The sequence below is a fragment of the Rhizobium sp. 9140 genome (assembly GCF_900067135.1).
GTDB lineage: Bacteria > Pseudomonadota > Alphaproteobacteria > Rhizobiales > Rhizobiaceae > Ferranicluibacter.
In genome coordinates this window covers 3,388,646-3,413,989 of record NZ_FJUR01000001.1, presented here as the reverse complement: position 1 = coordinate 3,413,989, position 25,344 = coordinate 3,388,646, and the positions used below count along the sequence as shown (strand labels likewise).

General features: G+C 60.1%; 38 protein-coding genes and 1 tRNA gene. 24 read left to right on the top strand and 15 right to left on the bottom strand.

Annotated elements, in window-relative coordinates; translation table 11 throughout:
• Positions 1-90 precede the first annotated feature (90 nt).
• A complete protein-coding gene (locus GA0004734_RS16105; RefSeq protein WP_092935307.1) occupies positions 91-1,302 on the top strand; it encodes an MFS transporter in 1,212 nt (403 codons plus the stop codon).
• Positions 1,303-1,389: 87 nt separating this feature from the next.
• Here the strand turns inward: GA0004734_RS16105 and GA0004734_RS16100 are convergent, their stop codons facing one another.
• Positions 1,390-1,803 (bottom strand): hypothetical protein, encoded by a 414-nt coding sequence (locus GA0004734_RS16100; protein WP_092935305.1) that lies wholly within the window; start codon positions 1,801-1,803, stop codon positions 1,390-1,392.
• Positions 1,804-2,094: 291 nt separating this feature from the next.
• On the opposite strand from GA0004734_RS16100, the gene GA0004734_RS16095 reads away from it, so the two are divergent.
• Positions 2,095-2,171: transfer RNA gene (locus GA0004734_RS16095), tRNA-Pro, on the top strand.
• A 68-nt stretch (positions 2,172-2,239) separates the two neighbouring features.
• Here GA0004734_RS16095 and GA0004734_RS16090 read toward each other — a convergent pair.
• From GA0004734_RS16090 to GA0004734_RS16035, 11 genes are all read right to left on the bottom strand, one after another.
• Positions 2,240-3,295: a tyrosine-type recombinase/integrase gene (locus tag GA0004734_RS16090; RefSeq protein ID WP_092935303.1), complete on the bottom strand. Its 1,056-nt coding sequence runs from the start codon at positions 3,293-3,295 to the stop codon at positions 2,240-2,242.
• A gap of 177 nt (positions 3,296-3,472) precedes the next feature.
• On the bottom strand, positions 3,473-3,847 hold the full coding sequence (locus GA0004734_RS16080; RefSeq protein WP_092935301.1) for a hypothetical protein: 375 nt from the start codon (positions 3,845-3,847) through the stop codon (positions 3,473-3,475).
• A 214-nt stretch (positions 3,848-4,061) separates the two neighbouring features.
• Entirely contained in the window at positions 4,062-4,631 is a 570-nt protein-coding gene (locus tag GA0004734_RS16070) for a 3'-5' exonuclease (RefSeq protein ID WP_175386429.1), read from the bottom strand.
• Positions 4,631-5,518 (bottom strand): hypothetical protein, encoded by an 888-nt coding sequence (locus GA0004734_RS26045; protein ID WP_175386427.1) that lies wholly within the window; start codon positions 5,516-5,518, stop codon positions 4,631-4,633. The genes GA0004734_RS16070 and GA0004734_RS26045 overlap by 1 nt, the downstream gene beginning before the upstream one ends.
• A gap of 19 nt (positions 5,519-5,537) precedes the next feature.
• The gene (locus GA0004734_RS16060; RefSeq protein WP_092935299.1) at positions 5,538-5,804 is read right to left on the bottom strand and encodes a hypothetical protein; all 267 of its coding nucleotides are present in this window, start codon (positions 5,802-5,804) and stop codon (positions 5,538-5,540) included.
• Positions 5,804-6,001, bottom strand: coding sequence for a hypothetical protein (locus GA0004734_RS16055; protein WP_092935297.1), 198 nt, complete (start codon positions 5,999-6,001; stop codon positions 5,804-5,806). Before GA0004734_RS16055 ends, GA0004734_RS16060 begins: the two co-directional genes overlap by 1 nt.
• Before the next feature lie 70 nt (positions 6,002-6,071).
• The gene (locus tag GA0004734_RS16050) at positions 6,072-6,980 is read right to left on the bottom strand and encodes a DUF2303 family protein (RefSeq protein WP_092935295.1); all 909 of its coding nucleotides are present in this window, start codon (positions 6,978-6,980) and stop codon (positions 6,072-6,074) included.
• A 42-nt stretch (positions 6,981-7,022) separates the two neighbouring features.
• Positions 7,023-7,370: a hypothetical protein gene (locus GA0004734_RS16045; protein ID WP_092935293.1), complete on the bottom strand. Its 348-nt coding sequence runs from the start codon at positions 7,368-7,370 to the stop codon at positions 7,023-7,025.
• Between the two features lie 14 nt (positions 7,371-7,384).
• Positions 7,385-7,549 (bottom strand): hypothetical protein, encoded by a 165-nt coding sequence (locus GA0004734_RS26040; protein ID WP_175386425.1) that lies wholly within the window; start codon positions 7,547-7,549, stop codon positions 7,385-7,387.
• A 12-nt stretch (positions 7,550-7,561) separates the two neighbouring features.
• Complete coding sequence (locus tag GA0004734_RS16040) at positions 7,562-7,756, bottom strand: hypothetical protein (protein WP_139056286.1); 195 nt, start codon at positions 7,754-7,756, stop codon at positions 7,562-7,564.
• A gap of 208 nt (positions 7,757-7,964) precedes the next feature.
• Positions 7,965-8,615 carry a S24 family peptidase gene (locus GA0004734_RS16035; protein WP_092935289.1) on the bottom strand — a complete coding sequence of 217 codons (651 nt, stop codon included), beginning with the start codon at positions 8,613-8,615 and terminating at the stop codon, positions 7,965-7,967.
• 480 nt (positions 8,616-9,095) lie between these two features.
• Between GA0004734_RS16035 and GA0004734_RS16030 the strand changes: the two genes are divergently transcribed.
• The 22 genes from GA0004734_RS16030 (at position 9,096) to GA0004734_RS15920 (ending at position 24,141) form a co-directional block, all read left to right on the top strand.
• Positions 9,096-9,602 carry a hypothetical protein gene (locus GA0004734_RS16030; protein WP_092935287.1) on the top strand — a complete coding sequence of 169 codons (507 nt, stop codon included), beginning with the start codon at positions 9,096-9,098 and terminating at the stop codon, positions 9,600-9,602.
• Positions 9,602-9,844 carry a hypothetical protein gene (locus tag GA0004734_RS16025; protein ID WP_092935285.1) on the top strand — a complete coding sequence of 81 codons (243 nt, stop codon included), beginning with the start codon at positions 9,602-9,604 and terminating at the stop codon, positions 9,842-9,844. Before GA0004734_RS16030 ends, GA0004734_RS16025 begins: the two co-directional genes overlap by 1 nt.
• A gap of 221 nt (positions 9,845-10,065) precedes the next feature.
• Positions 10,066-11,187 (top strand): SAM-dependent methyltransferase, encoded by a 1,122-nt coding sequence (locus tag GA0004734_RS16020; protein ID WP_092936364.1) that lies wholly within the window; start codon positions 10,066-10,068, stop codon positions 11,185-11,187.
• Positions 11,184-11,732, top strand: a complete 549-nt coding sequence (locus GA0004734_RS16015; RefSeq protein ID WP_092935283.1) for a hypothetical protein — start codon at positions 11,184-11,186, stop codon at positions 11,730-11,732. Before GA0004734_RS16020 ends, GA0004734_RS16015 begins: the two co-directional genes overlap by 4 nt.
• Positions 11,729-12,385: a hypothetical protein gene (locus GA0004734_RS16010; RefSeq protein WP_139056285.1), complete on the top strand. Its 657-nt coding sequence runs from the start codon at positions 11,729-11,731 to the stop codon at positions 12,383-12,385. The genes GA0004734_RS16015 and GA0004734_RS16010 overlap by 4 nt, the downstream gene beginning before the upstream one ends.
• The gene (locus GA0004734_RS16005; RefSeq protein WP_092935279.1) at positions 12,382-12,690 is read left to right on the top strand and encodes a hypothetical protein; all 309 of its coding nucleotides are present in this window, start codon (positions 12,382-12,384) and stop codon (positions 12,688-12,690) included. Before GA0004734_RS16010 ends, GA0004734_RS16005 begins: the two co-directional genes overlap by 4 nt.
• A complete protein-coding gene (locus tag GA0004734_RS16000) occupies positions 12,687-13,913 on the top strand; it encodes a hypothetical protein (RefSeq protein WP_092935277.1) in 1,227 nt (408 codons plus the stop codon). Before GA0004734_RS16005 ends, GA0004734_RS16000 begins: the two co-directional genes overlap by 4 nt.
• Positions 13,897-14,553, top strand: a complete 657-nt coding sequence (locus GA0004734_RS15995; RefSeq protein WP_245292442.1) for a transcription termination/antitermination protein NusG — start codon at positions 13,897-13,899, stop codon at positions 14,551-14,553. Before GA0004734_RS16000 ends, GA0004734_RS15995 begins: the two co-directional genes overlap by 17 nt.
• Before the next feature lie 581 nt (positions 14,554-15,134).
• Positions 15,135-15,314 carry a hypothetical protein gene (locus GA0004734_RS15985; protein WP_092935273.1) on the top strand — a complete coding sequence of 60 codons (180 nt, stop codon included), beginning with the start codon at positions 15,135-15,137 and terminating at the stop codon, positions 15,312-15,314.
• A gap of 93 nt (positions 15,315-15,407) precedes the next feature.
• Positions 15,408-15,899 carry a hypothetical protein gene (locus GA0004734_RS15980; protein ID WP_175386421.1) on the top strand — a complete coding sequence of 164 codons (492 nt, stop codon included), beginning with the start codon at positions 15,408-15,410 and terminating at the stop codon, positions 15,897-15,899.
• Entirely contained in the window at positions 15,896-17,614 is a 1,719-nt protein-coding gene (locus GA0004734_RS15975; RefSeq protein ID WP_092935269.1) for a terminase large subunit, read from the top strand. Before GA0004734_RS15980 ends, GA0004734_RS15975 begins: the two co-directional genes overlap by 4 nt.
• Before the next feature lie 3 nt (positions 17,615-17,617).
• On the top strand, positions 17,618-18,937 hold the full coding sequence (locus GA0004734_RS15970; RefSeq protein WP_245292441.1) for a phage portal protein: 1,320 nt from the start codon (positions 17,618-17,620) through the stop codon (positions 18,935-18,937).
• On the top strand, positions 18,927-19,880 hold the full coding sequence (locus GA0004734_RS15965; protein ID WP_245292440.1) for a head maturation protease, ClpP-related: 954 nt from the start codon (positions 18,927-18,929) through the stop codon (positions 19,878-19,880). The genes GA0004734_RS15970 and GA0004734_RS15965 overlap by 11 nt, the downstream gene beginning before the upstream one ends.
• 12 nt (positions 19,881-19,892) lie before the next feature.
• Positions 19,893-21,143 carry a phage major capsid protein gene (locus tag GA0004734_RS15960; protein ID WP_092935265.1) on the top strand — a complete coding sequence of 417 codons (1,251 nt, stop codon included), beginning with the start codon at positions 19,893-19,895 and terminating at the stop codon, positions 21,141-21,143.
• 65 nt (positions 21,144-21,208) lie between these two features.
• Positions 21,209-21,541 (top strand): hypothetical protein, encoded by a 333-nt coding sequence (locus GA0004734_RS15955; protein ID WP_175386420.1) that lies wholly within the window; start codon positions 21,209-21,211, stop codon positions 21,539-21,541.
• Positions 21,542-21,550: 9 nt separating this feature from the next.
• The gene (locus GA0004734_RS15950; protein WP_092935263.1) at positions 21,551-21,847 is read left to right on the top strand and encodes a head-tail connector protein; all 297 of its coding nucleotides are present in this window, start codon (positions 21,551-21,553) and stop codon (positions 21,845-21,847) included.
• A complete protein-coding gene (locus tag GA0004734_RS15945; protein WP_245292439.1) occupies positions 21,847-22,203 on the top strand; it encodes a head-tail adaptor protein in 357 nt (118 codons plus the stop codon). Before GA0004734_RS15950 ends, GA0004734_RS15945 begins: the two co-directional genes overlap by 1 nt.
• Positions 22,196-22,648, top strand: coding sequence for an HK97 gp10 family phage protein (locus GA0004734_RS15940; protein ID WP_092935261.1), 453 nt, complete (start codon positions 22,196-22,198; stop codon positions 22,646-22,648). Before GA0004734_RS15945 ends, GA0004734_RS15940 begins: the two co-directional genes overlap by 8 nt.
• Positions 22,648-23,037: a tail completion protein gp17 gene (locus GA0004734_RS15935; RefSeq protein WP_092935259.1), complete on the top strand. Its 390-nt coding sequence runs from the start codon at positions 22,648-22,650 to the stop codon at positions 23,035-23,037. The genes GA0004734_RS15940 and GA0004734_RS15935 overlap by 1 nt, the downstream gene beginning before the upstream one ends.
• Positions 23,034-23,462, top strand: coding sequence for a phage tail tube protein (locus tag GA0004734_RS15930; RefSeq protein ID WP_092935257.1), 429 nt, complete (start codon positions 23,034-23,036; stop codon positions 23,460-23,462). The genes GA0004734_RS15935 and GA0004734_RS15930 overlap by 4 nt, the downstream gene beginning before the upstream one ends.
• Positions 23,462-23,809: a hypothetical protein gene (locus GA0004734_RS15925; RefSeq protein ID WP_092935255.1), complete on the top strand. Its 348-nt coding sequence runs from the start codon at positions 23,462-23,464 to the stop codon at positions 23,807-23,809. The genes GA0004734_RS15930 and GA0004734_RS15925 overlap by 1 nt, the downstream gene beginning before the upstream one ends.
• A 50-nt stretch (positions 23,810-23,859) precedes the next feature.
• On the top strand, positions 23,860-24,141 hold the full coding sequence (locus GA0004734_RS15920; protein ID WP_092935253.1) for a hypothetical protein: 282 nt from the start codon (positions 23,860-23,862) through the stop codon (positions 24,139-24,141).
• On the opposite strand, the gene GA0004734_RS15915 is transcribed toward GA0004734_RS15920, so the two are convergent.
• Genes GA0004734_RS15915 through GA0004734_RS15905 form a run of 3 tightly spaced genes read right to left on the bottom strand, consistent with a single transcriptional unit; the run spans position 24,110 to position 25,215 of the window.
• Positions 24,110-24,589 (bottom strand): thermonuclease family protein, encoded by a 480-nt coding sequence (locus tag GA0004734_RS15915; protein ID WP_092935251.1) that lies wholly within the window; start codon positions 24,587-24,589, stop codon positions 24,110-24,112. The genes GA0004734_RS15920 and GA0004734_RS15915 overlap by 32 nt on opposite strands.
• Positions 24,589-24,915 carry a hypothetical protein gene (locus GA0004734_RS15910; RefSeq protein WP_092935249.1) on the bottom strand — a complete coding sequence of 109 codons (327 nt, stop codon included), beginning with the start codon at positions 24,913-24,915 and terminating at the stop codon, positions 24,589-24,591. The genes GA0004734_RS15915 and GA0004734_RS15910 overlap by 1 nt, the downstream gene beginning before the upstream one ends.
• Before the next feature lie 3 nt (positions 24,916-24,918).
• Positions 24,919-25,215: a hypothetical protein gene (locus tag GA0004734_RS15905; RefSeq protein ID WP_092935247.1), complete on the bottom strand. Its 297-nt coding sequence runs from the start codon at positions 25,213-25,215 to the stop codon at positions 24,919-24,921.
• Positions 25,216-25,344 lie beyond the last annotated feature (129 nt).

Sequence of the window (25,344 nt, the reverse complement as noted above, 5' to 3'; positions counted from 1 at the left end):
TGCGGGCGTATAAGATCGTCCGCATTCTTACATTTCCGGCGATTTTCCGCCTCTCTCTCCAGCTGGGCCGTTTCGCGCCCTGGTGTCCCCATGAGCCTATCGATCGCGACCGCCCTCCGGGACCCGTCGCTACGCGTCAGCGCGCTTGCCATCTTCTTCTTCGGGTTCTCCGGGGCGGCGACCCAGCCCTATCAGTCCATCATCGGCATCCGCGAACTCGGGTTGACCGATAGCGGCTATGCCACCCTGATGTTTGCAGCCGCTGCCGTCAGCGTCACGGCGAGCGTGCTCATGGGCATCTTCGCCGACCGGCTCGGCGATTACCGCACCTCGATCCTCTATGTCGCGCTGTTCGGCATCTCCGGCTTTGCGCTCGTTTACATCTCGGCAACGATCACGGCTTTCGTCATTGCCAAGCTCATCCTGCTGCCCGTCTTCGGCGCCCTGAACTCGCTGATCTTCGCCAATGTGCGCGCGGCCTCCGGCGGGCTGGCGCAATCGCAGCTCGTTGCGGTCAACGCGACGATGCGCGCCACCATCTCGCTTTCCTGGGTACTGGTGCCCGGCATCGTCGGCATCGCGCTGGCGGGCTCGCAGTCCATGCTGCCGGCCTATCTGATCGCGGCGCTGGCCGCCGGTGTCTGCTTCATCCTCGCGGCCTTCTACCTGCCGCGGCCTTTACCGCTTGGAACCCGTGACGATGTCGCGCGCTACCGGGTCCTTGCCTCGCTGCGTGAGGTCGTCTCTCCTCGGGTCGCGCTGCGGCTCCTTGCCATCGCGCTCATCTGCTCCATGCTGTTCGTCAACGATGCGGTGCGGTCGCTGATCATCACGGGCAAGGCCGGCGGCACGGTTCGCGATATCGGTATCGTCGTCGGCGTCGTGGCGCTTCTGGAAATCGTCTTCATCCTGTTCTGGAGTGCGGCCGAGCGGCGGATCACGTCGCTGCGCTCGCTGGTCATCGGCGCCACGCTCTATGCCATCTACATGGCGCTGCAGGGCATGGCGACGCAAACCTGGCACATCTACGCCCAGACGATCATCAGCGGCATCGCCGCCGCCGCCATCATCAGCCTGCCGATCACCTATTTGCAGGATTTGATCGCCGACCGCCCCGGCCTCGGCAGCTCCTTGATCGCGGTGAATATGTTTCTCAGTGCCGGCATCAGCGCCGTCGTCTTTGCCGCGGGTACGCGGCTTGGGGATTACAGTTTTACGTCCATCCTCGGCGGTGTTATCGGCCTCATGGGCGTCATCCTGCTGGTGGTTCTGGACGGGCGCAAGGGGCGGGCGAAGGCCTGAACTGCGGTTTGCACTGAGCCGCAACGAAAAACACCGGAGCGTCGATCGCTCCGGTGTGCTTCTTGACGCGGTTATGAGCGCTTTGGCTCAGGACGCCTTGGCGCCAGCCAGCACTTCCTCGCACCAGCTCGGGCCACCCGGCTGACGGCGGTCGCCGACGAGGCGAACCGATTTGATGATGTAATCGGAGGAGACTGTGAGCTGTACCGAGCAACTCAGATACTCGGTGCGAGCCGGCGACGTCTGCTTGCCGCGCGAGCCGTCCGCCTTCTTGGCGTAGGTCGCGGGAACCTTGCGGTTGCGGTAGCCGCCCTTCCACGAATAGAGCGTGTCGCCGCCGCTCTGCACATCGGCGATCGGCGGGCCAAACTGGGCGAAAAAGACGCCTGCCGGCTGTCCGGCCCAGCGGGCTTCGACCGCGTTCTGCTGCATTGGCGCAATGGTCGTGCATCCGGCAAGTACCAGCGCAAGGCCGGCAGCGGCGAAAACCCGCAAGGTCATATATCGTCCCCTTCGAAAGATCCTGAAACCGGACGCTTGGTCGCCTGTCGCCAGCCCCGTGCCGACATCGAGGCGCGCCGCCCGTTCGCTCACGCCTCTAGCGCCAATCGCGCCCGAAGAAAATCGGTCGGACGCTGCCGGTGCGCAATAATTTCCAAGCGTTGCCGAAAATCTCTATCACCCGCCACGGCACTCGGGCTCTGCAACATCATCCTGGCAAAAACTCACCCGAACCGATGATTTGCCGCTTGTGGAATGAAAAACGCTGTTCTATAGAAACGCCGCTGGTCACGGAGTGTAGCGCAGCCTGGTAGCGCACCACGTTCGGGACGTGGGGGTCGCAGGTTCAAATCCTGCCACTCCGACCAGCGAAATCAATGGCTTGCCCGAAGCCGACGTAATCTTTCCCAATGAACCGCACAGTTTGCGCACAGTTTCAGTAAGCGTTCGCTGCTTTCTGCTGAAACTGCGGGTCATTGTGCAGGTATGTCCGCTCGAACTCATCGGTGGTAATTCCGAGAGATGCTGCGGCTTCTTGGACGTCAATGCCGGCGTTCGCCAGCCATGTCGCGCGGGTGTGGCGCAAGATGTGAGGCGTGACGTCTTCGCCCAAACCGGCCTCTGTTCGGACCGCCCGAAAGGCTTTGTGAGGCTTGTTCACCTTGGCGCCATAGTAATTGATGACGTGAAGGCAGGGCTTGTCTTTGTCGATCGCCTTATCAGCTGCTCGCCAGTAGCGAAGCAGGTTGATCAGTCGCGGCGGGATCTTAACGGGCGTCTTGCGCTTGTTGTGCGCTACTCGCTCGCCCTGCGCTTTGCGATACAGAACGCCTTTTTCAAGGTCGATCCATCCGCCTGAAGTGTTTGGCATCCACTGCAGGCTGAGCATGGCGCCAAGGCGCGTCCCGGTATAAACACCAATCAGAACCAGTCTGGCGATATGGTCGCAGCGACTGAGCCTCCTGGCCGCCCGCACTATGCTTGCCACTTCGCTCCGTGTTAGCCAACGCTCACGCGGAAGGGACTTATCCGGTAGCGTAACCTTCGGCACGACGTCCAGCGTATATTCCCCGTGATAGTAGTTGATGGCGGCGCGCAAGACCTCAAGGTCGCGTCTCGCTCCAGAGTCCGTCTCTCGCTCGTCTGCAAACTCGCGGCAAAGCTTTCCTCGAATTTCCCCGACAGCTATCTCGCCGAAGAACTCATTCAGCCTTCCGATCCGGGCTTTCGTTTCCACTGGACGCGACGAGCCGTCGGCCTTCTCATCAAGGTAGACCAGCAGGACGTCGCCTACTGTTATCTCAGCGGCACGACCTCCGCGCTCGGGCTGGAATTTTTCCGCGAGATATTCTTGGAGCTTTCGGCCGGCTTCTTCAGCCTGAGCCTCAGCGCATCCTGTGCGGATATTGGTCGCGCCGTCTCTGATAATCCAGACTTTCCGGTCTCCGTCGTTTCGGAGGTAGAGCCTTGGCGGCTTTCGCTTCTGCGGCATTTTTCAATCATCCTGTTGACTCCGTTTCGCGTGACGAAGTCCTTATTGGCGATCCGGATGAGTTCCAGATTGCCTTTCGCGGCTTCAGTCCGCAGAGCGGACTTCGTCAGGCGGCCACGGAAGAACACTTTTGCGGCTTCGGCAAGTGGGATGGGCTCGTCGTCTCGGATATCCATGTCAGACACAGAAGAGGTCTCCTGGCTGAGAGGCAGGAACTTCCGAGATCAATCCGCTGGCATCAGCGTTGTAGATCCGCGAGATCGCGTTGGTGACTGCGATCCGCGCACCGTTGTGATCAACTTCAGATCTCTCGCTTGGGCTCGAATTGAATTTATCAGCCCTCATGGCATAGTGGATCTGGCAGCCGGCTATAATCATGTCCCCGATTGCCACGTACCAGTTCGTGCTGTTCCGATTGGTCTTGAGGCCGAGCGTTTGCTCAGCATCGACGACAGCATGAACCGTTCCGAAAACCGCCTTGTAGTTTTCACCGTCCGGCGCAAAGAACCACTGATCCGTGTTGATGAGATACTTCTGTCCGGCGCTGATCATGACGATACCTCCACATTGGAACGAGGGCGTGGGTTGCCTTCCCAATATTTGTGCGGTCGGGCCTCATGCCTGTAGAGCGGGGCATCGCGGTTCGGAATTGCATACATCAAGGCGGTGATGCGATGCGCAGTCGCAACATCAAGGCCGTCGCGGCAAGCTGTTGCCAGTGCGAAGACGGCGTCTTCTCTTACGTCTTCGAAAGTGCGGTTCACGGTCATGCCGCACCGCCGTTCGACTTGCCACTCGTTTGTTCTTGGGGCGGCAGGGTTCCGCGTAGCTTCGAGTAGGCGGCGATGACGCCTAGAGCCTGACCTTTCGCGTCATCAAGGGCGTTGTGAACCGTGCCAACGTCGGGTTGCTTTGTGTCGGTCAAGTCAAAGATCGTCCGGCAGTCGCGGTGTGTCCGGAAATGCCATGGCACGGGAAGGATGCACGCCCTGAAGGCCGCTTCGAGCAATACGAGATCGAAGGATGGGGGTTTGGCCCATACTCGACTGGCCGCTGCACTTCGGACAAATTCCGCGAACTCAATCAGGACCGGCGCCAAATGGCGCTCGCCGCAAAAGGCCGCACGGCGTGCGTCTTCCGATTGCTTCATCCACCACATCATCGTTGCGACGTCAGTGGTCAGCCCGGTTGCGACAGCGGTTTCAGGGTCAATTGCGGAATAGAACTCGTCTCCCAACTGACCTGTCTCGGCGTCAAACGTGACTGCGCCGATGCTCAAAATGACGCTTCCGGGGCGACTGCCCAGCGTCTCGATGTCAATCATAAGATCGCGCATCAAAGCGTCTCCTGCTGTTTCGTTTCGGGGGATGGGGAGAGCGCACCCTTTGCAATGGCTGACATCTCTTCGGCTATGCGGGCATAGTGTTCCCCACATGCGCTATCGACCGGCTTGCCGAAGGACCAATTGCTCTCGCTCGCGATCTTTTCCAGCGCAGCCTGCATCCGACGAACTTCCGCAACCTTCTGACATGGAAGCTCGCTAAGCCACGCTTCGATGATAGGCCCCACGTCCAGCCCGACCGCTTGATCATCAAGCGCCGCCTGTGCAGATTCATCTGCAGTGGTTTCAAACTCTCCGTCTCGCCACTTGCCTATCAAGGCCATATCGTCGGCCGGTTCCATGAACACATGATCGCTCTCGACAGTGCGGCCCGCGTACAGCTCGCAGATCGTATAGGTGCCGACCGCAATGGTCGGTTTGCTCCTCATTTCTGCCTGGGGTGATGGGGACCGGATCAAGTCGGTCTGGCGTTGAACGTCGAGCGCGGCTTGCGCGTAGCGCCGTGCCTCCTCCTGCCTTGCGGTCGTGCCGCCGGCGACCCAGGCTGGACGAAGGGTTCGGTCTGGGCCGTCGAAGGGCATCAGGTCGAAGATGCGTTCGGCGATGCCCTCGACGTCGGCGCGTGGGTACAACGGGCGTGCGGGCGTGCCGATAGACAGCATGACGGGCGGGTGCTGTTTGCCCAGCACGCAGAGAATGACCGGTGCTCCCGCGTTAAGCATTTCAAGTTCAAGCGGGCTTGCCGTCCATGCGCTTTCCATTGCCGGGGTGCCCGGACCGTTCACGGTGTCATTGAGAATGATGTCGCGCAGAGGAAGCCCGATATAGCCCTGCGACTCTCCGATGGTGCGCGTGCAGCCGTCAATGATTGCGATTTCCATGGGCTCGTCCTTTCGACGGTCAGACGTTGATGCCAGCGTCTCGCAACGCGGCGACGTGGATCGAAATGCGGGGGAGGGAGACGCGAGCGCGGACGATGCGGCGATTGTCGGACACAAGAGGATGGCGGAGCTGACGCTTCCAGTCTTCCTGGCGCACGGCAACGTAGCGGCGAACCGTTTCCGCGTGCGCATCGTACTTGATGGCCATATCGGCAAATGTCATGCCTGCGTGCCAGTCACGAAATACGATGCCTTCTTCCGGCATGCGGCGAGGCTTGAACAGCATCAGGCCTGCTCCTCGACAAGGATGGTCAGCTTGGCGGGGCGGCGCTGCCGTTCTTCCGCGATGGCGGCTTCGAGGTGTTCGGCCTCGTCGCTGACGAAATTGGAGCAGAGGGCTTCCGCCCGAAAGCCCGTTGCCTCGACAAGGCCGCGCAACCGCGCCTCGGTGGCATCATCAAGAAATATCGTGACGTGGGTCATGGCGGCATCCTGCGGTTTCAATGGCGGGGGATGCTCCCGGCGTCGCCGCCGGGAGTTTGGCGACGTCTGATCAGGCGGCCATTTCCGGATTGCCCTCGAAGGCCGGCAGCTCGGTTTCCTCCGATGCCTGATCCATATCGGAGCGCACCTGCTCGGTGATGTACTTGTCCGGCCGGTAAAGCTGGCAGCTCCACAAGAGCTTGCCGTCGCGCAGACGGTAGCGGAGGCGCACTGGCACGCGGGCGGTCTCGCCCATGAAGAACGGCGCGATATTGAGAATGAAGACGCCGGGCACGTTCAACGGATCACCGTTCGCAGTCTTGTGGTCTTCCTCGAACGTGATCTGCGATTCACCTGTCTGGAGCTTGATCGCCTGCTTCACGCGGGTTTCGGCGTGGATCTGAAGGCCGCGCGACAGACCGATGATCTCGTTGGGGAAGCCGACCTTGGCGGCAAACATGCCGCCGAAGTCTTCCTGCTCCTGCAGGTCGGGCGTCGAGAGATCGGCGATGTGGTCTTCGATGAACTCGGCGAAGGCTTCCTGCGTCATCGGCTTGTTGTCGATCGCCAGCCATGCGGCCCATTCTGCCGAAACGGGGAAGCGGTAAGCGATGCGGTGCTTGCCGTTATCCGGCGCGTCGGCAGAATGGTAGTCGATGACGGCGAGCAGGATCGGGTTCTTCCAGCTCGTGTCGGCGAAGATGACGCTATTTTCCTGCTTGTGCAGGTTGGTCAGCGCGATGAAGGATTCGAGCGTCTCCGCCTTGGCGACGCCGGCCTTGCGGGTGGGCTTCGTGCGGTACTTTTCGAACTGGTCGGCAAGGGCATGCACATGTCCGGTCTCGGCATTGAAGAGAACGGGAATGGACGATGGCACGCCCTTCATGTCGGACGGCGCGGTGACGTTCAACACTTGGCTGCCGGAGGCCTTGGCAAGTTTGGCGACGGCTTCGACGGCGCCCTGATCGAGGGTTTCCATAGGATATCCTTTTGAGTTTTGCAGGATGGATGACCGGGCGCGTTACTGCGCCTGGCGGTCGGGTGCGGAGACCTCGCGCGGGCCGAACATGTCGTGCTGGCGCGGGTGCTCGGTGGACAGTGCGCCGTCGTCGACAACCCAGAATACGGAGTTCTTGCGCGGGCGCTTGGGAACGACCGACTTGAAGTCGGTCTGGATGGTGACCATGCCGTCCTTGACGGCGAAGTCGAGCTTGAGCGTGGTCGATCCCTTGACGGTCGAGCCTTCCTTGCTTTCGGAAAGGTCGTAGAGGGCATTGAGGGTCGTGCTGATCTCGGACGACAGTGCCGGATTGAGCTGACCATTTTCCAGCAGACTGATGATCTGGCTAAAATCGCGAATTTTCTTCATGGCATGACGCCTTTCTAAAGCAGGCGCCACAAGGCCAAGGCGCCGATGACAGGGGTGAGGGCGATAATTGCGCCGCAGACTGCGCCCCGCATGAAGTCGGTTGCCTGCTCAGTGCGCTCGAACTGGCGAAGGCGCTGCGGCGTGTTTGCGTCGGGAAGGATGAAGCGGGGCGGCTGCATGGCGCGATCCGATCATGCGGCGCGCTGTGCGGCGACGCGCTGGCGGGTATGGTGCTCGGAGCGGTCGTTTGCCTCGACGCGGGCCTTGTTGCCGTAGCGGTCGAGGATGTCGTCCGAGAAGTGCGCGCTCAGCTGATCGCGCGTGCAGCCGTCGCCGTAGTGCAGCATCTTGTCTGCGATGGCCGACACGGTTTCTTTTTCGCTCATGAATTTCATCGTCACTTTCCTTCTGCTCGCTGACAAAATGAAGCTTGTCAGTTCAGGTGCAGGAAAGTGGTACACGATGCACCACCCGTGCGCAAGGCAGGTGGTGCATTTAATACCCTCGCGAGGGTATGCTTGATGACTCTCAACCAATTAGGCTGTTGGAATCGTGATGTGATTCGAAAAAATAAACCCGCCGAAGCGGGTCAGTTTACATGTTTATAATGGACCGTCTGACGCGACCTATGACGGTTACCGAACCTTGAAAATCTGGGGGTTCAATGTTTTCATCGTATGATGCGGGCTGAAACGGAGGAAGGTCGTTTGGCCGATAGCGCTTGTAGGTTGCTGCACCTGTCTCATCCGCTACTACATAACATCCATTGCTGACGAGGCGCCTGTCTCTACGGTTCGCAAAGATGATGGATTCAGGTGGGGAGATTTTGTTCATGGAATCCCCAACCACTCGAAGTGCTATCCAGTCACCCTCAGGAAGATCAATCGCTTGGATTGTCGGGAAATCCGAGAAGTCTGACAAACCATCCTGTTCGCCGAGCTGTCCGGCGCTAATCCACGAAATGAGTGGGACATCAACGACAGAAGGGATCTCTGGATCTATGTCTTCCGGAGTGCCCGTTCCGAAGAATAGCCAGTTCAGTGAAACCTTAAACGCCTTGGCATACTTTTTTGCATCAGTGATGCCGAACCCATTGCGGCCGGATTCGTGCGCTTTGTAATTGTTGACGTTCCATCCGAACGCAGCGCTGGTGAGTTTTACGCCGCCGATCTTTGCGCGCTTACGTGCTTCGACAAGCCGGGCGGCTCGCTCAGTTCTCTCAAATTGTTCTTGGTTGTGCTCCATGGTGCAAATTATACCCGCGCATGGGGGTGCAAATAATCTCCATACGCTTGACGGTCAGGGGGTATTAAGTGTACCGCCTCGCTATGACCCATGCAGATATCATCAATCTTTGGCCATCGTTGACGTTGTTCGCAGATGATCTCGGCGTTCCGTACGTCACTGCAAAGGCAATGCGGCGGCGGGCATCTATCCCTGCGCCCTACTGGATTCGTGCTGTCGAGGCGGCCTCTGTCCGTGGCTTGGTAGGCGTCTCGTTGCGGCGACTTGCTCTCTCTGTCGCGGTCGATGTTCCGGCTTCGAATGTCCCTCAGTTTTCGGAGGGAGCAGTTTCGTGAAAATGTTGGTGTTTCCTTTGTCACAAGGTCCTCCGGTGAGTTGATCTAACGAGCCGTTTTTCTTTCCTTTTTCGCATTCCCACTACGGGAATAACCCACCGGATTTCCCGGTTTGGGAATGCCTTTTTCTGTCTGGAGAATTCTCATGCAGGATAGCTTGTCGAACGCCTGGTTCTATCAGCTAAAGGCCGCCAATCGGCTGCTGATCAAGAAGAATGGTGGCATCGAAGCCGCCGCAGCCATCACGTCGCTGAGCAAGACGCAGATCGGCAGGTTCAACAACGACCGTGATACAGAGCTTATGCCCATTCCGGCAGTGTTGCGGCTGGAGGCGGAGTGCGGTGACCCGGCTGTCACTCGCGTGATGGCGACTTTGAACGGGTGCAAGCTCGTCGATCCGGAAAGCACGAAGCAGGAGGGGGCGTGTCTTTTGCGAGGCTCTCTGGAGGTTGGTGCCCGGGCTAACGAGTATCAGCGGAATGCATCGGTCGCGTATGCTGATCTGATCGTTTCGCGGTCTGAGGCCACACAGGGTATTCGTGATCTTGACTCGATTATCGAGAGCGCCGTCGAGCAGAAGCGTCGGTATGCAAATATCCTGAGTTCGGGTTCGGGCGAAACGCCTGCGCTAAAAATCGTCGGTGACGCATAATGGCCCGTCTCCAGCGCGGCCCGGCGATCACGGCACATATCGACGATTACCAGCGCGGCTTCCTGCGTCGGCTTTCCGAGCGGGACGGCAAAGAGGTTTTTTCCAAGGGAAGCCGGCAGCGGCTGGCGGGTGAGGCGCTGGTGCAGGCCGGGTATGCCCGGACGCATGCCATTTTCTCGCATGCGTTCGAGATCACACCAGCAGGTGATTACTACCTCGATCGATTGCTGGGGGTGCACTGATGGGCACGCTTTCGGCACAGCAGGCGGAGATTATCCGTGCGGCCTTGAAGGATGGTTCCTTCCGGGCCGAAACCGTTTTGGAGCGCCAGCGGATTCTTCGCATGCACGAGCGCGGGCTCGTGCGGCGGCACGAAACGGACATGGCCGTCTGCATGGCAACGGAGGAAGGCGCTGCGAAGCTGGCGGCGTTCGACGACGTCTCTCCCGCCCCGGTCGCGCAGATGCCCGCCATCATCGACACGTCAGGGCTAGTCAGGATGATCGAGAAGGCGCGTGCGCTTTTCGATGATGGCGACGTGGCTGCGGCGTCGATGCTCGCGACAGGCGCATATGATCAGTCCAAGGCTGCCGGCGGCTATGCGGCAAAATTTGGGGCTGCGGGAAAGCGGCTTGTGGCTAAGGCGCGGGAAATGCAGGGTGACGCGCTGCTGATCGAGACGCGGGCTAAGATCCGGCTTGCGGAAGAATACGACCGGGCGCAGGTGGACGGCCGGGCGCTGAAGGGTCGGCCGAAAAGTATTTCCGATGAAAATACTTTTACGCAGGAAGAGGCCGGGATCTCCGCCCAAGAAATTCACGCCGCCCGCAAGCTCGCCGCGGCCGAAGAGCGGGAGCCTGGGATTGTCGAGCGGGCGATCGCCGCACGCTTGGCGTCCGGACTGGAGCCGACCCGGACGAATATGCGCCACGCTGTTGGAACGCGTTCGGCCACGAAGGAAGAGCGCGGCGACAATCTGTATGAGACGCCTGCAGAGGCCGTGTTGACGCTGCTCGGGCTCGAACAGTTCGCGCCGGTCGTTTGGGAGCCTTCTTGCGGGCGCGGCGCGATCAGCCGGGTTTTGGAGGCGCGCGGGTTCGAGGTCCATATCTCGGATCTGATCGATTATGGCACCGTGACAGGCGAGGGGGTCTGTCAGGATGTTGGGAATTTCCTGACCAGCGAGGCGAGCGAAGGCGACATCGATATCGTCACCAACCCGCCATATGGGGACGTGCTCAACGCCTATGTCGCGCATGCGCTACGCGTGCACAAACCCCGCAAATTGGCGCTGTTGCTGAACGTCAATTTCTATGGCGGGTCGGAGAGCGCCGATCGAAAATTTGTACTCGACGGCTGCCCTCCGGCTCGGATGTACTGGTTTTCTCGGCGCTTGCCGATGATGCACCGGGATGGATGGGACGGCCCGAAGGCGTCGAGCCAGATGAATACGGCTTGGTTCGTGTGGGAGCGCCAGCCGGATGGCAGTTATGGCGACCAGACCGTGATCCGTCGTGTGGACTGGAAGGATTATCAGCCGGCGGCGCATGAAGCTGCGGATGATGCGGAAAGCGAGGCGGCATGACCGGGCCGCTGTCCGACCGCGACCGCGAAAAAGCGCGCCTTGTCCGTCATCGCGACATTGCGATGCGGTGCGAGGGCGACGCATGGTTGATGGAGGCGGACAGCGGCGGCGTGACGCTGATCACGCAGCGCAGTTCGGGTGAGAGCGTGGCCATTGCGCGCATCACCCTGGACGCGCTGCCCGACGAAATCGAGCTTCTGTCTGCAGCGCTCGACACCGTTCGGTTCTATGGGCCGCTGGTGCTGCGGGCGGCCGACACGGTGTTGCGCCTGCAAGGCATCGAGCGCCAAAAGGCCGACGATCAGCGGCGCCGCGACCCGGCGCAGCGGGCGGCGATTCTCTGCGGCGATGTCCGGTTCCACCGGTTTCTGGAGATGCGCTCGGGGCTGGGGCCTGTGCCCGACAAGGCCGCGGCGGATACGCGGCTGAAGTCCCTGCTCGCTATCTCCTCCAAGACAGAGCTTCGCGACGACGCAGATGCGCTCGCGCGGTTTCGCAAGCTCGATTCGGACTACGAACTGTGGTGGCGAGGTGCGCGGATATGAGCGTGCGCGATTTCCCCTCCGAACGGATCGACACCGACGCCCATAGCGGCGTTATCAACGCCTACCGCATGACCTGCGGGTGCGGCGCGGTCGCCTTTTACCCTTTCAAGCGCGGTGTCGTGCAGCGACCGCCTGAAGCCATCTATCGCCATTTTCGCAGCTACGGCTGGCATGTCGGGACGACGGACCGGAAGGACCGTTGCCCTGCCTGTCTGGCCCACGCGCCTTTGTCATCGGAGGAAGTTCCCATGCAGTCATCCCCTTCAAGCGCGCCGCCGAAGGCCGACCCGCCTCCCGAAATGTCGCGGGCTGATCGGCAGATCATTTTCGCGAAAATTTCCGACATCTGGGATGGTGAGCGGTATTGCGCCGGCTGGACCGACAAGCGGTTGGCGGCTGATCTCAATGTTCCCTCTGCCTGGGTAGGCGAGGTGCGCGACGGCTTTTTCGGGCCTGAGGGGTCCAACCCGCTTCTCGATCAGTACCTCGCCACGGCTGAAGAGATCCGCCGCGAGCAAGCGGGCATAGTGGAAATGCGCAAGACGGCGCTGGAGCAATCCGCAGCGCTGCGCAAGCGGTGTGATGAGCAGGAAAGTCGCATCCGGGCTGTCGAGGCTTTGTCGAAGCGCGTTGAAAAGGAGATCGGACGATGAATGAGCTTCGGCCCGAAATCGCTCTGCTGGCCTCGGCTGTGACAAATGGTGACCGCGCGCGGGCGCTGCTGGCAATGCCGTTCTCCGTGATGCTGACGTGCGAGTTCACGATCCGCAACCGGCTGATGATCGCCGGCTATCAGGATGGGTTGACCTATCTGGAAACGGAACTGACGGCTATGCGCGCACCACGCGTGGATTGCGGCATGCCTGCGAACTCCATGGCTGTCGCCGCCGCACGTGGGCGCCTTTACCGGGTCGCCCTTGACCAGCCGGCCGCATTGCCGGGCGAGGGTGCGGAATGACGCAGGAACCCACCATTCGTCGCGGCGTACGCAATGGGCGCTATGCTGCCATTCCCAACCATGTCTTCGAGGACACACGTCTTTCCATGGAAGCGCGGTGGTTGCTCGGCTATCTGCTGTCCAAGCCCGACAACTGGAGCATCATGGTCGGCGATATCATCAAGAAGGGGAATTGCGGGCGCGACAAGGGCCGCAAGATGATCGCCGAACTTGTCGAGCATGGCTATGCCGAGCGGGAGGAGCAGAACCGGGAGAACGGCAAGTTCTCCAACGCGAACCTCGTGATTTATGACGAGCCACGCGAGGGTGTGACATTTCTACCGCAGACGTGTTTACCGGCGACGGCTGCACCGTCGACGGTTCCGCCGTCGCCGGTAAAATCGGCACATAGTAATAACTCAGACTTATTAATTACTGAAAATAGCAATCTGAGAGAGGGCGTGCGCGAGCGCGAGGAAGATCAGATTGAGCCGGAAGCCCGGCGCAAGATCGAAGATGCGTTCTGGCGCGTCGTCAAGGGCTGGCCTGACGCGTTGGGCATGCCGAAGGACGAATGGTTGCGGCAGTGGATGCTGCTGACGCCGGAAGAGCGCGTCGACGCTGAGAAGCTGCGCGATGCCTGGCTGGCCTTGCTCGGCGCCAAGCGCAAACACATCCCTGTGCCGAAAACCTATTTCCGCGAAAAGCTCTGGAAGGAAGTGCCGGCCCTGCAGGAGGCGGCCAAGCCTTCCGCAGTGGTTGCGCCGCCGTTCGGCAAGCTCTGGGGCGGCACGCGACTGGCGGATCTCGCTGCCGGGCCAACGGGCCGTATCTCGCCGGTAACGCCCCTCGAAAAGAACCTGATCGAACGCGGCTCGACGACACTCGATCAGGTCGTTGCGGAAAAGCGTTTGAAGATGGGCTGGCCCTCGGTCAACCGGATGCATGAGCGTGCAAGGGACGGGCGCGGCGAGCTTTGCCCGCTTGCGCTGGAGGCGGCTGTTGCGAGCTTCCATGCCGTCCATCGTGAGGGTGCGCTGTATGCGGCGTGGAAGGCAGAGCACGTGCGTCGTGGGTGGCCTTTCCTCGACGATAGCCGGCCTATGGAGCGGGTGTACTTTCCGGCGATCGGTGAAGGGCGGACAGACTACGAGGCGGCGGTGTGCGATGCGCTCGACGGCTTCCTCGACGGGATTTCAGACTTCCTCAAGGCCAGGAGACAAGGCGATGATCATGCAGCGTGAGATCGGGTTGGGGGAGAAGGTCGATATGATGCGCGTGGTGCGCGTCATGCAGAGGACGGAAAGGGACGCACGAATCATGTGTAATCATCTGTGGGAGGCGTCGCGAGTGCGGGCGGCGAACGACGAATCGACACGTTGGTTTTGCCTGCATGTCGAGGCAGGCCGTGAGTTCGCTGTGCAAAACGTGCTCGTCGAGGCGGATATCGAAACTTTTGTCGCGACAGAAACAGCGTTCATGCGGGCACCTGGACGGTCATTCATGGTCGAGCAGGACAGGGCGTATCTGCCGGGATATGTGCTTGTCAGGTGCAGGCCTTCGGCTGAAGCCTTCGACGGATTGATCCGGGTTAAGCACGTGCTCGGCCTTGTTGGTGGTGCTCTTGAGCCTCATGTGATTCACGATGAAGAAGTGTTGCTGTTCAAGCGCATGGCTGACGGTACGGAAACACCTCGTGTGGCCACCGACAAGTCGATCTCGCAGGGATGTGAGGCCGATATCAACGGCGGCCCGTTCGGTGGGTTCCGATGCGTCGTACTTGCCGTGAAGTGGTGTAGACAGGCGCGTGCGCGTGTCCAGATCAAGGTTCGCGGTAACCCTTTCGAGATCGAGATGCCCGTTGCATTTCTGAAAAAGGTATGAGAGCAATCGGCTCACGGAAGATCCAGACAAGCGCACCCTCCGATCCCTCGGGCCTTTGAGCCCTTGGCAGAGCAGGCCTCAACAGCCTCAGGGACAGCGCCCCGGACCCACCGCCTGACAGCCTCAAGAGCGAGGCACCGATTCAGGCCCAGTGCTACCGCTATGGACAGATGAGAGGCGACCGAGAGGTCGCCTTTCGCTCGCCTATAGTATGGGCCGTCTCAAATCGCTTCCTCCCCGTCTAGCACCTGCAGCACCTCGCCTCGGCCGGTTGCCCGGTGATGAGACGGCCCGCCTTCAAGAGCGAGACAAGACCGTCTCTTGGCGCAAGCTCTACAAGACGGCTCGTTGGGAGAAGCTCAGGCGCGATGTCTTCGAGCGTGACCACTACACGTGCCGGCATACCGGCGTGATCTGTGCTGGGAAGCATCCTGCGCCAGACAGTCCAGTGTGTGACCACATCGTTCCGCATCGTGGCGATGAGGCGTTGTTCTGGGACAAGGGCAACCTTCAGACAGTGAGCAAGGCGTACCACGACAGCGAGAAGCAAAAGCAGGAGCGGGCCAAGCCCGGATGGTGAGATGGCAACAGCGAATGTCGATGCTGGTGCGGTGATGAGCGGCTTGACTCTGACCTTCACACTGACGCGCACCTATCGGGCTCGCATGTGGCTCGGCACTCGACTGATCCTCTTCGCGGGATTGGTCCTCGGCACGTCAATGGTCGTCGTCGAGGTGGGCGAGGCCCTGGACGAAGCCTGACGTCACCCCGTCGACCGGGAGGGGGGGGGTCGAAAGTCGCCAGCGGCGCTCCCTCCCGGACCCGCGTCACCCGCTTTCAGAGGTTTTTTTCCTGTGGCAGACCAAAATTCTGGCGACAAGCCTGATCTCGACATGTTTGGAAATAAGGTCCTGCCAATCCGGGATCGACGCGGCCGACCGTCTTTCAAAAAAGACAAGGATAATCAGGACTTTGTGGTGGTCCGTGTCGCGGCGGGATGGACGCATAAGCGGATTGCTGAAGACATGGGGGTCGATGAAAAGACGCTGCGGAAACATTTTTCCCGTGAGCTTGAAAACGGGGCCGTCTTCGTTGATGGCCTCATGCTCGATGTTCTGTTCAAGCGTGTTCGCGAAGGACACACCCCTTCCATCCGCCAGCTCCGCGAGCGACTGGCAGAGGCCGGGCCGATGGCGCCACGCAATAAGCCGGCCGAACTTGAAGACGACGAGGACGCCGAAGAGAAGGCAGCGCCGATCGGCAAGAAGGAGCAGCGGCTGCAGGACGCCCAGGTGATCCCGGATGACTACGGCGACATCTTCGCCAAGATGGGGCGGCGCCATTGACGGAGAACATTCCGTTTGCCTGCCCCGACTGGTTTGAAAAGCTTCAGGCAGGCAAGACACCGATCCCGCAACTGCCGCTTGACGAGGTGCGGGCGGAATGCGCGGTGGCCCTTTTCAATAAGCTCCGGGTTCCGGACATCCGGGGCATGCCGACCATGGGGCAGGCTGCTGGCGAGTGGATGCGCGATATCGTGCGGGTCGCCTTCGGGTCGATAGAGCCAAAAACCGGCAAGCGTTTTGTCGGTGAGATTTTCAATCTCGTGCCGAAGAAGAACGGCAAGACGACGAATGCTGCGGCGCTGGGCTTGATCGCGCTGATGATGAACACCCGTCCAAATATCGACGGCATGATTGTCGGGCCGACGCAGGAGGTGGCGGAAAAGTGCTTTGAGCAGGCCGTGGCCATGATCAAGGCCGACGAGTATCTTGATCGCCGCTTCAAGGTCATCGATCACAAAAAGACGATCGTCGACCAGCATGTTGATCCGGAAACTGGCGTTCGGATGAACGCGAAGCTGAAGATCAAGAGCTTTGACCCGAAGGTTGTCACAGGCTCGATCCCGGCATTCGCTATTTTGGACGAACTGCACGTCATGGCGCATGCCAGTTTCGCTAGCCGTGTCATCGGACAGATCCGCGGCGGGATGATCACCAACGAGGAAAGCTTGCTGATTATCATCACGACGCAGTCCGAGGTGCCGCCGTTCGGGGTGTTTAAAGACGAGTTGCAGTATGCGCGAGGGGTAAGGGACGGCCGGATCACAGAGGGCGTGCGAATGCTGCCGATCCTCTACGAGTTCCCCGAAGCAATGCAGATTGCGCCCGAGAAACCATGGCGAGATCCGGCCAACTGGCCTTTTGTGCTTCCGAACCTGGGGCGCTCGATCACCGTCGAGCGGCTGATGTCAGAGTGGCGCACGGCGCAGGATAAGGGTGAAGGTTCGGCACGCGAATGGGCCTCCCAGCATCTGAATATTCAGATCGGCCTTGCGATGCACTCCGACCGATGGGTCGGCTCCGACTATTGGGAGCAGGCCGGAGATAAGGCTCTTACTTATGAGTATATCAAGGCGAACAGCGATGTAGTGGTGGCTGGCGGCGATGTCGGCGGTCTTGATGACCTCTGGGGTCTCGCCATTCTTGGGCGTCACAAGGTCACGCGCCAATGGATGCTTTGGGTAAAGGCTTGGGCGCAGAAGATCCTGCTTACTCGCAACAAGGAAATCGTAGAAGCGCTCCGAGGGTTCGAGAAGGACCGGGATCTCGTCATCTGTGATCGCGTGACGCAGGATGCCGAAGAGGCAGCTGCCATCATCGTGGATCTCCGCAATGCCGGGCTTCTCCCGGAGAAAGGCGGCATTGGTCTTGACCCAGCTGGCGTGCCGGCTCTCCTCGAAGAGCTGGCGTCCTTCGGGATTGGGTCGCCTTGCACGCAGGCTGTGAGCCAAGGTTACAAGCTTTCATCCTCGATCTTCGGTGTCGAAAGAAAGCTTGCAGACGGGACGCTAAAGCATTGCGGGTCGCCTTTGCTGAACTGGTGCGTGGGTAATGTCGTGGCTGAGGCGCGAGGCAGCAATGTCTACCTCAACAAGCGCTCCAACAGCGCCAAGATTGACCCGTTGATGGCGGCATTCAATGCCGCCGAAATGATGAGCTACAACCCGGAAGCAGTCGGCCGCTCAGTCTATGAGACGCGCGGAATAAGGATGATTTAGCCGATGGGCATCATGGATTTGTTTCGAGGGAAGGCGGCTACTCCTGCATCAAGCGGTCGTGCAGAGGTTATGGCGTCCGGCGCTGGTTACGTGTCGCTTGACGATCCCCGGCTCATTGAATTTCTGCGCGACGGAATGATGACGGCAACCGGGTTCACGGTGAACCCGGAAACGGCACTTCGCAATCCGTCGATGTTCCGGGCCTGCAGCCTGATCTCCAATTCCATCGGCATGCTACCCTTGCAGCTCCTCGTGCAGGAGACAAAGCAGAAGGCGAAGGATCACTCGCTTTACCGGGTGCTCCATCGGCGCCCGAATGGCTTCCAGAGCGCCTTCGATTTTCGTGCGTCCATGCAAATGCGGGCGCTCGTTCATCGGAACGCCTTTGCACGTGTTGTGAAGTCGACTGATCTGCGGACGGGTAAGCCGAAAATCATCGGTCTCGTTCCGCTTGACTCGCGGCGGATGACGGTCAGTCTGAACGCCAGCTGGCGAATGGAGTACCTCTACGAGCCCCCTAACGGACCGAAGGTCCGCTATCAGGCGGAAGACATCTTTCATCTTCGTGGTGCATCGCTCGACGGTCTAAACGGGTTTTCCCTGATCGAGCAAGCGAAAGAGGCGATCGGGCTCGCCCTCAGCGCCGAACTTGCTGCCGGCCGCATGTTTAAGAACGGCACTTTGGTCGGCGGAGCACTCTCTCATAAGGGCACGCTTTCAGATGATGCCTTCGACCGGCTGAAGCAAAGTCTCGCGGAAAAAGAGGGCGCAGATAACGCCGGCAAGAACCTCATTCTCGAAGAGGGGATGGAGTGGAAAGCCTACGGGTCGAACGCCAAAGACTCCCAGATGACAGAGCTTCGTAAGCTTCAGATCGAAGAGATTGCCCGTGTCTCTGGCGTCCCGCGCCCTCTGCTTATGGTCGATGAAACCAGCTGGGGGTCCGGCATCGAAGCGCTGGGTCAGTTTTTTGTCGCATACGCGCTCAATCCTTGGTTCGAAGCATGGCAGCAGGCGATTGAGCGCTGCCTACTCGATGAAGATGAAGCCGAGATATACGAGGCAAAATTCAATCCCGGTGCCCTTCTCCGCGGCTCACTGAAAGAGCAGGGGGAATACCTTTCAAAAGCTCTGGGCTCAGGCGGCCATCAGCCTTGGATGCACTACGACGAGGCTCGCTCGACAATGGATCTGCCGGCACGCGAGAAGCCGATCAATCCGATGATGAACCACAACGGCGGGCCGCCCCTCGAAGAAGATCCTTCAACGCCCAAGCCGAAACAAAAGCCCGCACCGAAACAGGATGACGAAGATGACGAGTAAGCCGCTTCCCAAGCCGGTAAAGCCGGCTGCTGTCCAGATGGCAGAATCCGCGGTGAGCAAGCCGCCGCGCGGAGCGTTGACGAAGCCGCAGGCGAAGGGTCGTGCTGGCGCTCTGCCGGTGCCGGCGAACCGAGACGTTTCCGCCTACACCAAGCCGAATGTGTTCGACCGTTGGACGGACGACGCAGCCGGCATCCGGGCGCTGGAGATGGGCGACAACGTCATCACCATGTTCGACATTGTCGGCGAAGACTACTGGTCTGGCGGCGGCATCACTGCAAAGAAGGTGGCCGCGCAACTGAAGGCTATTGGGCCGAAGCCGATCGAGATCCAGATCAATAGCCCGGGCGGCGACATATTCGAGGGCATCACGATCTTCAATCTGCTGCGCGAGCATCCGCAGCCGATCACGGTCAAGGTCATGGGCATGGCAGCATCTGCCGCATCGGTGATCGCGATGGCCGGCGATACGATCGAGATCGGCGCCGCGTCGTTTCTCATGATCCACAACTGCTGGGTCTTGGCGCAGGGCAACCGCCACGACATGCGCGAGACGGCCGACTGGCTCGAGCCTTTCGATCAGGCGATGGTCGATCTCTACGCGGCCCGCTCCGGTCAGGATGCGAAGAAAATCGCGAAGTGGATGGACGACGAGACGTTCATGTCGGGATCACAGGCGATCAGCCAAGGCTTCGCCGATGCGCTGTTACCAGCCGACAGCATGAAGATTGATGACGAGGCCAAGGCTCGTGATCAGGACCTCAACGATATTCGGGCGATGGAGCTTTCCCTCGTCTCGGCGGGCATGACGCGCAGCGATGCGCGCGCCCGCCTTTCCAAGATCAAGGGCACGCCAGGCGCTGCCGTTGAAGCCACGCCCGGCGCTGGCGCTGAAGACTGGTCCGGTCTCTCCGGACTTCTTTCCACTCTCCGGTCAAAATAGGAGTTTCCCCCAATGACCATGCAATTCGCTCCGGGCGCTCTTGCGCTCGCGCGTCCGCGCGCCGTGCTGTCCATGCCCCGCGCTGACGCCAACGACCCCAAGGCCATGCTGGCCCAGATCAACGCAGCCTTCGAAGAGTTCAAGGCGGCCAACGAAAAGAGCCTGAAAGGCAAGGCTGACATCGTCCTCGCCGAGCAGGTCGAGCGCATCAACACCGACATCGGTACGATGCAGGCCAACATGCAGAAGGCCGTCGACGACCTCAATGCGAAGGTCATCGCGGGTGGCGGCGGCAACGTGATCGGCGACATTCCCAGCGACCCGGAATACGTCAACGCATTTAAGGCCCATATGCGGAAGGGCGATGTGTCCGCCGCCATGCAGAAGGGCACGGCCGAAGACGGCGGCTATCTCGCTCCGATCGAGTGGGACCGCACCATCACCGGCAAGCTCAAGCAGGTATCGCCGATCCGTGCGAACGCTCGCGTGATCACCATCTCCACGGCTGGCTTCAAGAAAAACTTTTCCGACCGCGCTGTCGGCTCCGGCTGGGTCGGTGAAACCGCATCGCGTCCGGCCACGTCCACGCCGCAGATCGGCCAGCTGGATTTCCCCCTCGGCGAAATCTATGCCAACCCCGGCATCTCCCAGCAGCTGCTGGACGACTCTGCGGTCGATCTGGAAGCGTGGCTCCGCGACGAGGTCGATACAGAGTTCTCGCGTCAGGAGGGTATCGCCTTCTTGTCCGGAAACGGCGTCAACAAGCCGCACGGCATCCTCACCTACGTCGAGGGCGCTGCGAACGCCGCGCGCCATCCCTGGGGCGCGATCGGCGTCGTGAAGTCCGGTGCAGCAGCAGGGCTCACGGCTGATGGCTTCATCGACCTGTTCTACTCCATCCCTTCGGAGTTCCGGGCCGGCGCGAAACTCTTCACCAATCGTCAGTCTCAGGGCGCCATGCGCAAACTGAAGGACGGCCAGGGCAATTACCTGTGGCAGCCGTCTTATGCTCTGGGTCAGCCGGCAACGCTGGCCGGCGAGGCGATCGTCGAGATCCCCGATATGCCGGCCGTCGCGGCAGACGCCATCGTCGCGCTCTACGGCAACATGGAAGCCACCTATCTGGTCGTTGACCGGGTTGGCATCCGCGTTCTGCGCGACCCCTTCACCAACAAGCCCTTCGTCCACTTCTACACGACGAAGCGCGTTGGTGGCGGTCTTCAGAACCCTGAGCCCATGCGCGCGCTCAAAGTAGGTCAGTAAACACCGAGCGGGCGGTTCTGCCGCCCGCCACCTCTGCCTCAGTTTCCGAAACCAAGGAGGTCATCATGACCAGCGAAAAGACCACGGCGGCCGCCGTAGCAAACCACAAGACCGAAAACGTCAAGGTCACCAACGGTGTTGGCGTTCCCTCGACTCCCGGTTCCGAGCCGGCCAACATTCAGGCGGCTACGGAGATCGATCCATCCGGGGCGCCGGTGCAGATCGTTCCCGGCGTCGATCTGGAGCATCCTGCTGTGGATGCAAACCCACGCGCCGGCACGACAGTTGCTCAGAACCAGATCGACTTCAACGATCCGAACCTGAGCGGCAGTGAGGCCGTCGCCAAGATGCTCCGCGCGCAGGGCGTGGAAATCATCGCCGATCCCGCCAACAGATAGGATCTTGCGATGGGCAACGTCGTCGTCACTGCCACCGGCCCGCTTTATACGCTGGAAGAAGTGAAGCTTCACCTCCACGTCGACGGCACGGACGACGACGTGGTTATCGCCGCATACATGGACGCGGCGGAGACCGCTATTTTGCAGTACTGCCATCTTGCGCTGGTGCCTGCAGGCAAGGAAACCGTCTTCAAGGTCGCCGCGCTCATGGCCGTCAGTGATCTCTATGAAAACCGAAGTGGCCTAGATGGGATTCCGCCGGCAAGCCGTGCGCTCATAAACCCGTACCGTTGGCTGCGCGTGTGATGTCCATCAAAAGTGGGGGCGAGCTTGATCGCCGGATCACGCTTCAGCGAGCGTCAACGGTTTTGAATGCGTTCAATGAAGAGATCAGCACTTGGCAGGATCTCGCCAGGGTCTGGGCGCGTAAACGTGATGCGTCCGATAGCCAGAAAATCGAGTTGCTGGCAGCGGGCCAAGTTGGCTCGTTTCGGGTCAGCCGTTTCACGGTTCGCTCCTCAATCCTGACACGGTCTATCACTCCGGTCGACCGCATCCTCCATGATGGAGTGGTTTGGCAGATCAACGGTGTGAAAGAGCTTGACGAAGGCCGTCATCGCTTCATCGAGATCACTGCTTCCCGGGATGCTGACAATGGCTAAGGTCACGATCAAGATCGAAGGGCTTAAGGAACTGGATCGGGCGCTGGGCCAGTTACCAAAGTCCACCGGCAAGGCCGTTCTCCGCAAGGTTTTGAAAGATGCAGGCGAGCCGGTCGCTCAAGCCGCGCGCGCGAACGCGCCCAAGCTCACGCTGCATCTGACAGAAACGACGGATGTCGGCACGAAGCTGACCCGGCGCCAGGCCTCGCTGCATAAGAAGCAGGCAAAAGATGATCGCGCCTTCTCGGAAGTCTTTATCGGCACGAGCGATCCTGCCGGCATGCAGGATGAGTTCGGCAATGAGCATCAGGCGGCCGAGCCGTGGTTGCGTCCAGCATGGGACGGCAAAAAAGAAGCCACGCTCGATCACATCAAGAACGCGCTTTGGGGTGAGATCGAGCGAGCCGCAGGACGACTGGCGCGCAGGGCCGGCAGGAGGCGTTGATGGAGGAGGCTATTATCGCGCTGCTCCTATCGGATGCAGACCTGATTGAGATCGTTGGTGGCAAGGTTCGTCCTGGCCGCGCAAGCCAGACTGATCTTGCGCCCTTCGTCGTCGTGCAGGTGATCGACAAGAACCGCTCCTACACGATGAAGGGCCATTCGGGCCTCGTCCGGAGCCGTGTGCAAATCGACGGGTATGCGGACACCTATGCTCAGGCGAAAGAGGTCTCTCGCATCATCGAGGCGCGCCTCAACGGTTACAAAGATGCGGCCTTCAAGGCGATCTTTCTGGAAGACCATCGAGACTTACCCGCAGCGGACGCGGGCGCGGTGACGACGAAGTTCCGCTCATCCCTCGACATCACAGTTCACTATGGAGAACCGCAATGACCAACGCCATGCTGGGTTATGGTACCGGCTATGAAATCTGGGACAGCACCCTGTCCACGCCTGGTTACGTTGACCTTGGGGAAGTGACAATGGTCACGCCCGGCTCGGCCACTGCCGACCGCGTCGAAGCCACGCACATGAAAAGCCCCGGGCGTCGTCGCGAATACATCGCCGGCCTGATCGACAGCGGGGAGGCGTCTTTCGAGATCAACTGGGTACCCGGAAGCCCGACGGACGAACTGATCCGCCGCGTCTTCGAGTCCGGCGAGACGGTGCTTCATCGCATCACTTTCCCGAACAAGCACCGTGTTGCCTACGACGCACAGATCACGGGCTACGAGAAAGATGTTCCGGTAGATGACAAGATGGCAGCTACGGTCACTGTCTCGGTATCCGGCGACGAAGATTGGGATGAGGCTCCCTGATGGCGAACAAAGAACGCGGCGAGGTCTCTTTCGAGGCCCTCGGCAAGTCCTGGACGATGAAGATCGGAACCGGCGCCATGTGTGAAATGGAGGATACTCTGGGCAAGGGTATCTCCGAGATCGGTCAGGAGCTGGCGGGCAAGTCCGTGAAGCTGTCGCTTCTCCGGACGATCTTCTGGGCATCGCTCCAGCGCCATCACTCCGGCACGACGGTGCAGGAGTGCGAGGACATCATAGACGAGATCGGCGTGGCTGAAGCTGGCCCGCTCATCGGCAAGGCGTTTCAGGCTGCTTTCCCCAAGAAAGAGCCGGGCACGCGCCCTCGGAAGGCGGCGGCAGCAGCTTAAGCTGGCCGTCGCGGGTATCCGAATGGGTCGCAATCGGTCAGCCCTACGAGTTGTTCTGGCAGCTCACGCTTCGCGAAATCAGCGTCATTCTCGCGGGCGAGCAGGAGCGGCAGACACGCGAGCGCAACGAGCGGATGAGCCTTGCCTGGCACATCGCCAAACTCGATCGCGTGAAGAAAATGCCGCCGCTGAAGGATATGCTGACCGTGAAGAAAACGCGGGTAAGGCAGACTCCTGAGGAGATCGAGGCTGTCACCCGGTCATGGCTTGGCGGCCGATCGAACAAGAAGAAGCGCGACGTCAGCGCTTCCGCCACTCCCAAGGCAGGGTAAACTTGCCTTGCCAGATGCCTGACATCGAAGCCTGCGCTGCAGCCTGATCTGCGGCAAAGGCGCCTTTCGAATAGCGGGGCCAGTCCAGCGCATGGCCATTGCGCACCATCCATGATGAGACGCTTTGGCCATCCGCCCGGTAGCAGTCGGCAACGAACCGCTTGTAGCGGTCTCTGCCGCGGGTCTCGCAGCGGGTGGGCCGGGATGCGGCAAGGTAGGCGTCAAGCGCATCGGCAGAAGCCCGGCCGCATCGGTAATCGACGCCATCTTTGTCAGAGCAAAGCTGCCTGCTTTCTGGAGCGTCGATCCCGTTGAACCGAATGCGCTCGCCCTGGATGTCGATGGTATCGCCATCGATGACGGAGGCACGACCGACAATCGAGGCGCCGGCAAAGACAGGGCTGCTCGCGATAAACGCCGATGCGAACAGAATGAAATGTATTGGCATCAGTATTGAAATCCGGGCTTCTTGGCCGCGGCGTTGGTTTCCTGATCGATGCATGTTGCCATGATCTGGTAGCTCCCGCCGATCGACGATGCGACAGTGTCACAGTATTCTGCGGCTCTTGATGGCAGCGTCGACCAGTTGGATTTAAGCCCGTTGTAAGCATCCTGTTCCTGCTCAATGCAGGTCTTCTCAATCTGAGAGGACCCACCAATCGAGTCTGCCACCCGTTTGCAGTACGTCTCCACGTCATACCTCGGAACTGACTGAGCTTGGGCGGCTGCAGTCATCATGGCGAAGGCTACTAAAGAGATTCTGAAAGTGAGCATAAGTTAGTCCACCGTCTTTTCGATCATGACTTCTTTGCCCTTGGTGAGAGCAACTATGAGCCCCAAAATCAAAGATCCAGTGAGCCAAATGAATAGTAGACCGCCGACAGCGATAGTTCCGCCGATTGCGGTTCCTGCCTGAAAGGCGGCGTCGGAGCTGCCTTGGTACTGTTTGCCGGTTGCAGTGATGCCTGCATACAAGCCGATAGCCATAAGAGCGTTAAAGGCCAAGAAAAGCCACCAGACGAGGGTCCCAAACAGACCCCTCTTACGTTTTGTTGTCCTAATAATTGTTGCCATGTTCCCCTCCTGGTTGAACTTGCAACTATCCTGAAAACAAATCCTTCGTAAAGGCCCCTCTGATGTCTAGTGCAGTAATTGGTGCGCTTAGGGTAAACCTTGGCATCGACACCGCTGAGTTCTGGGATG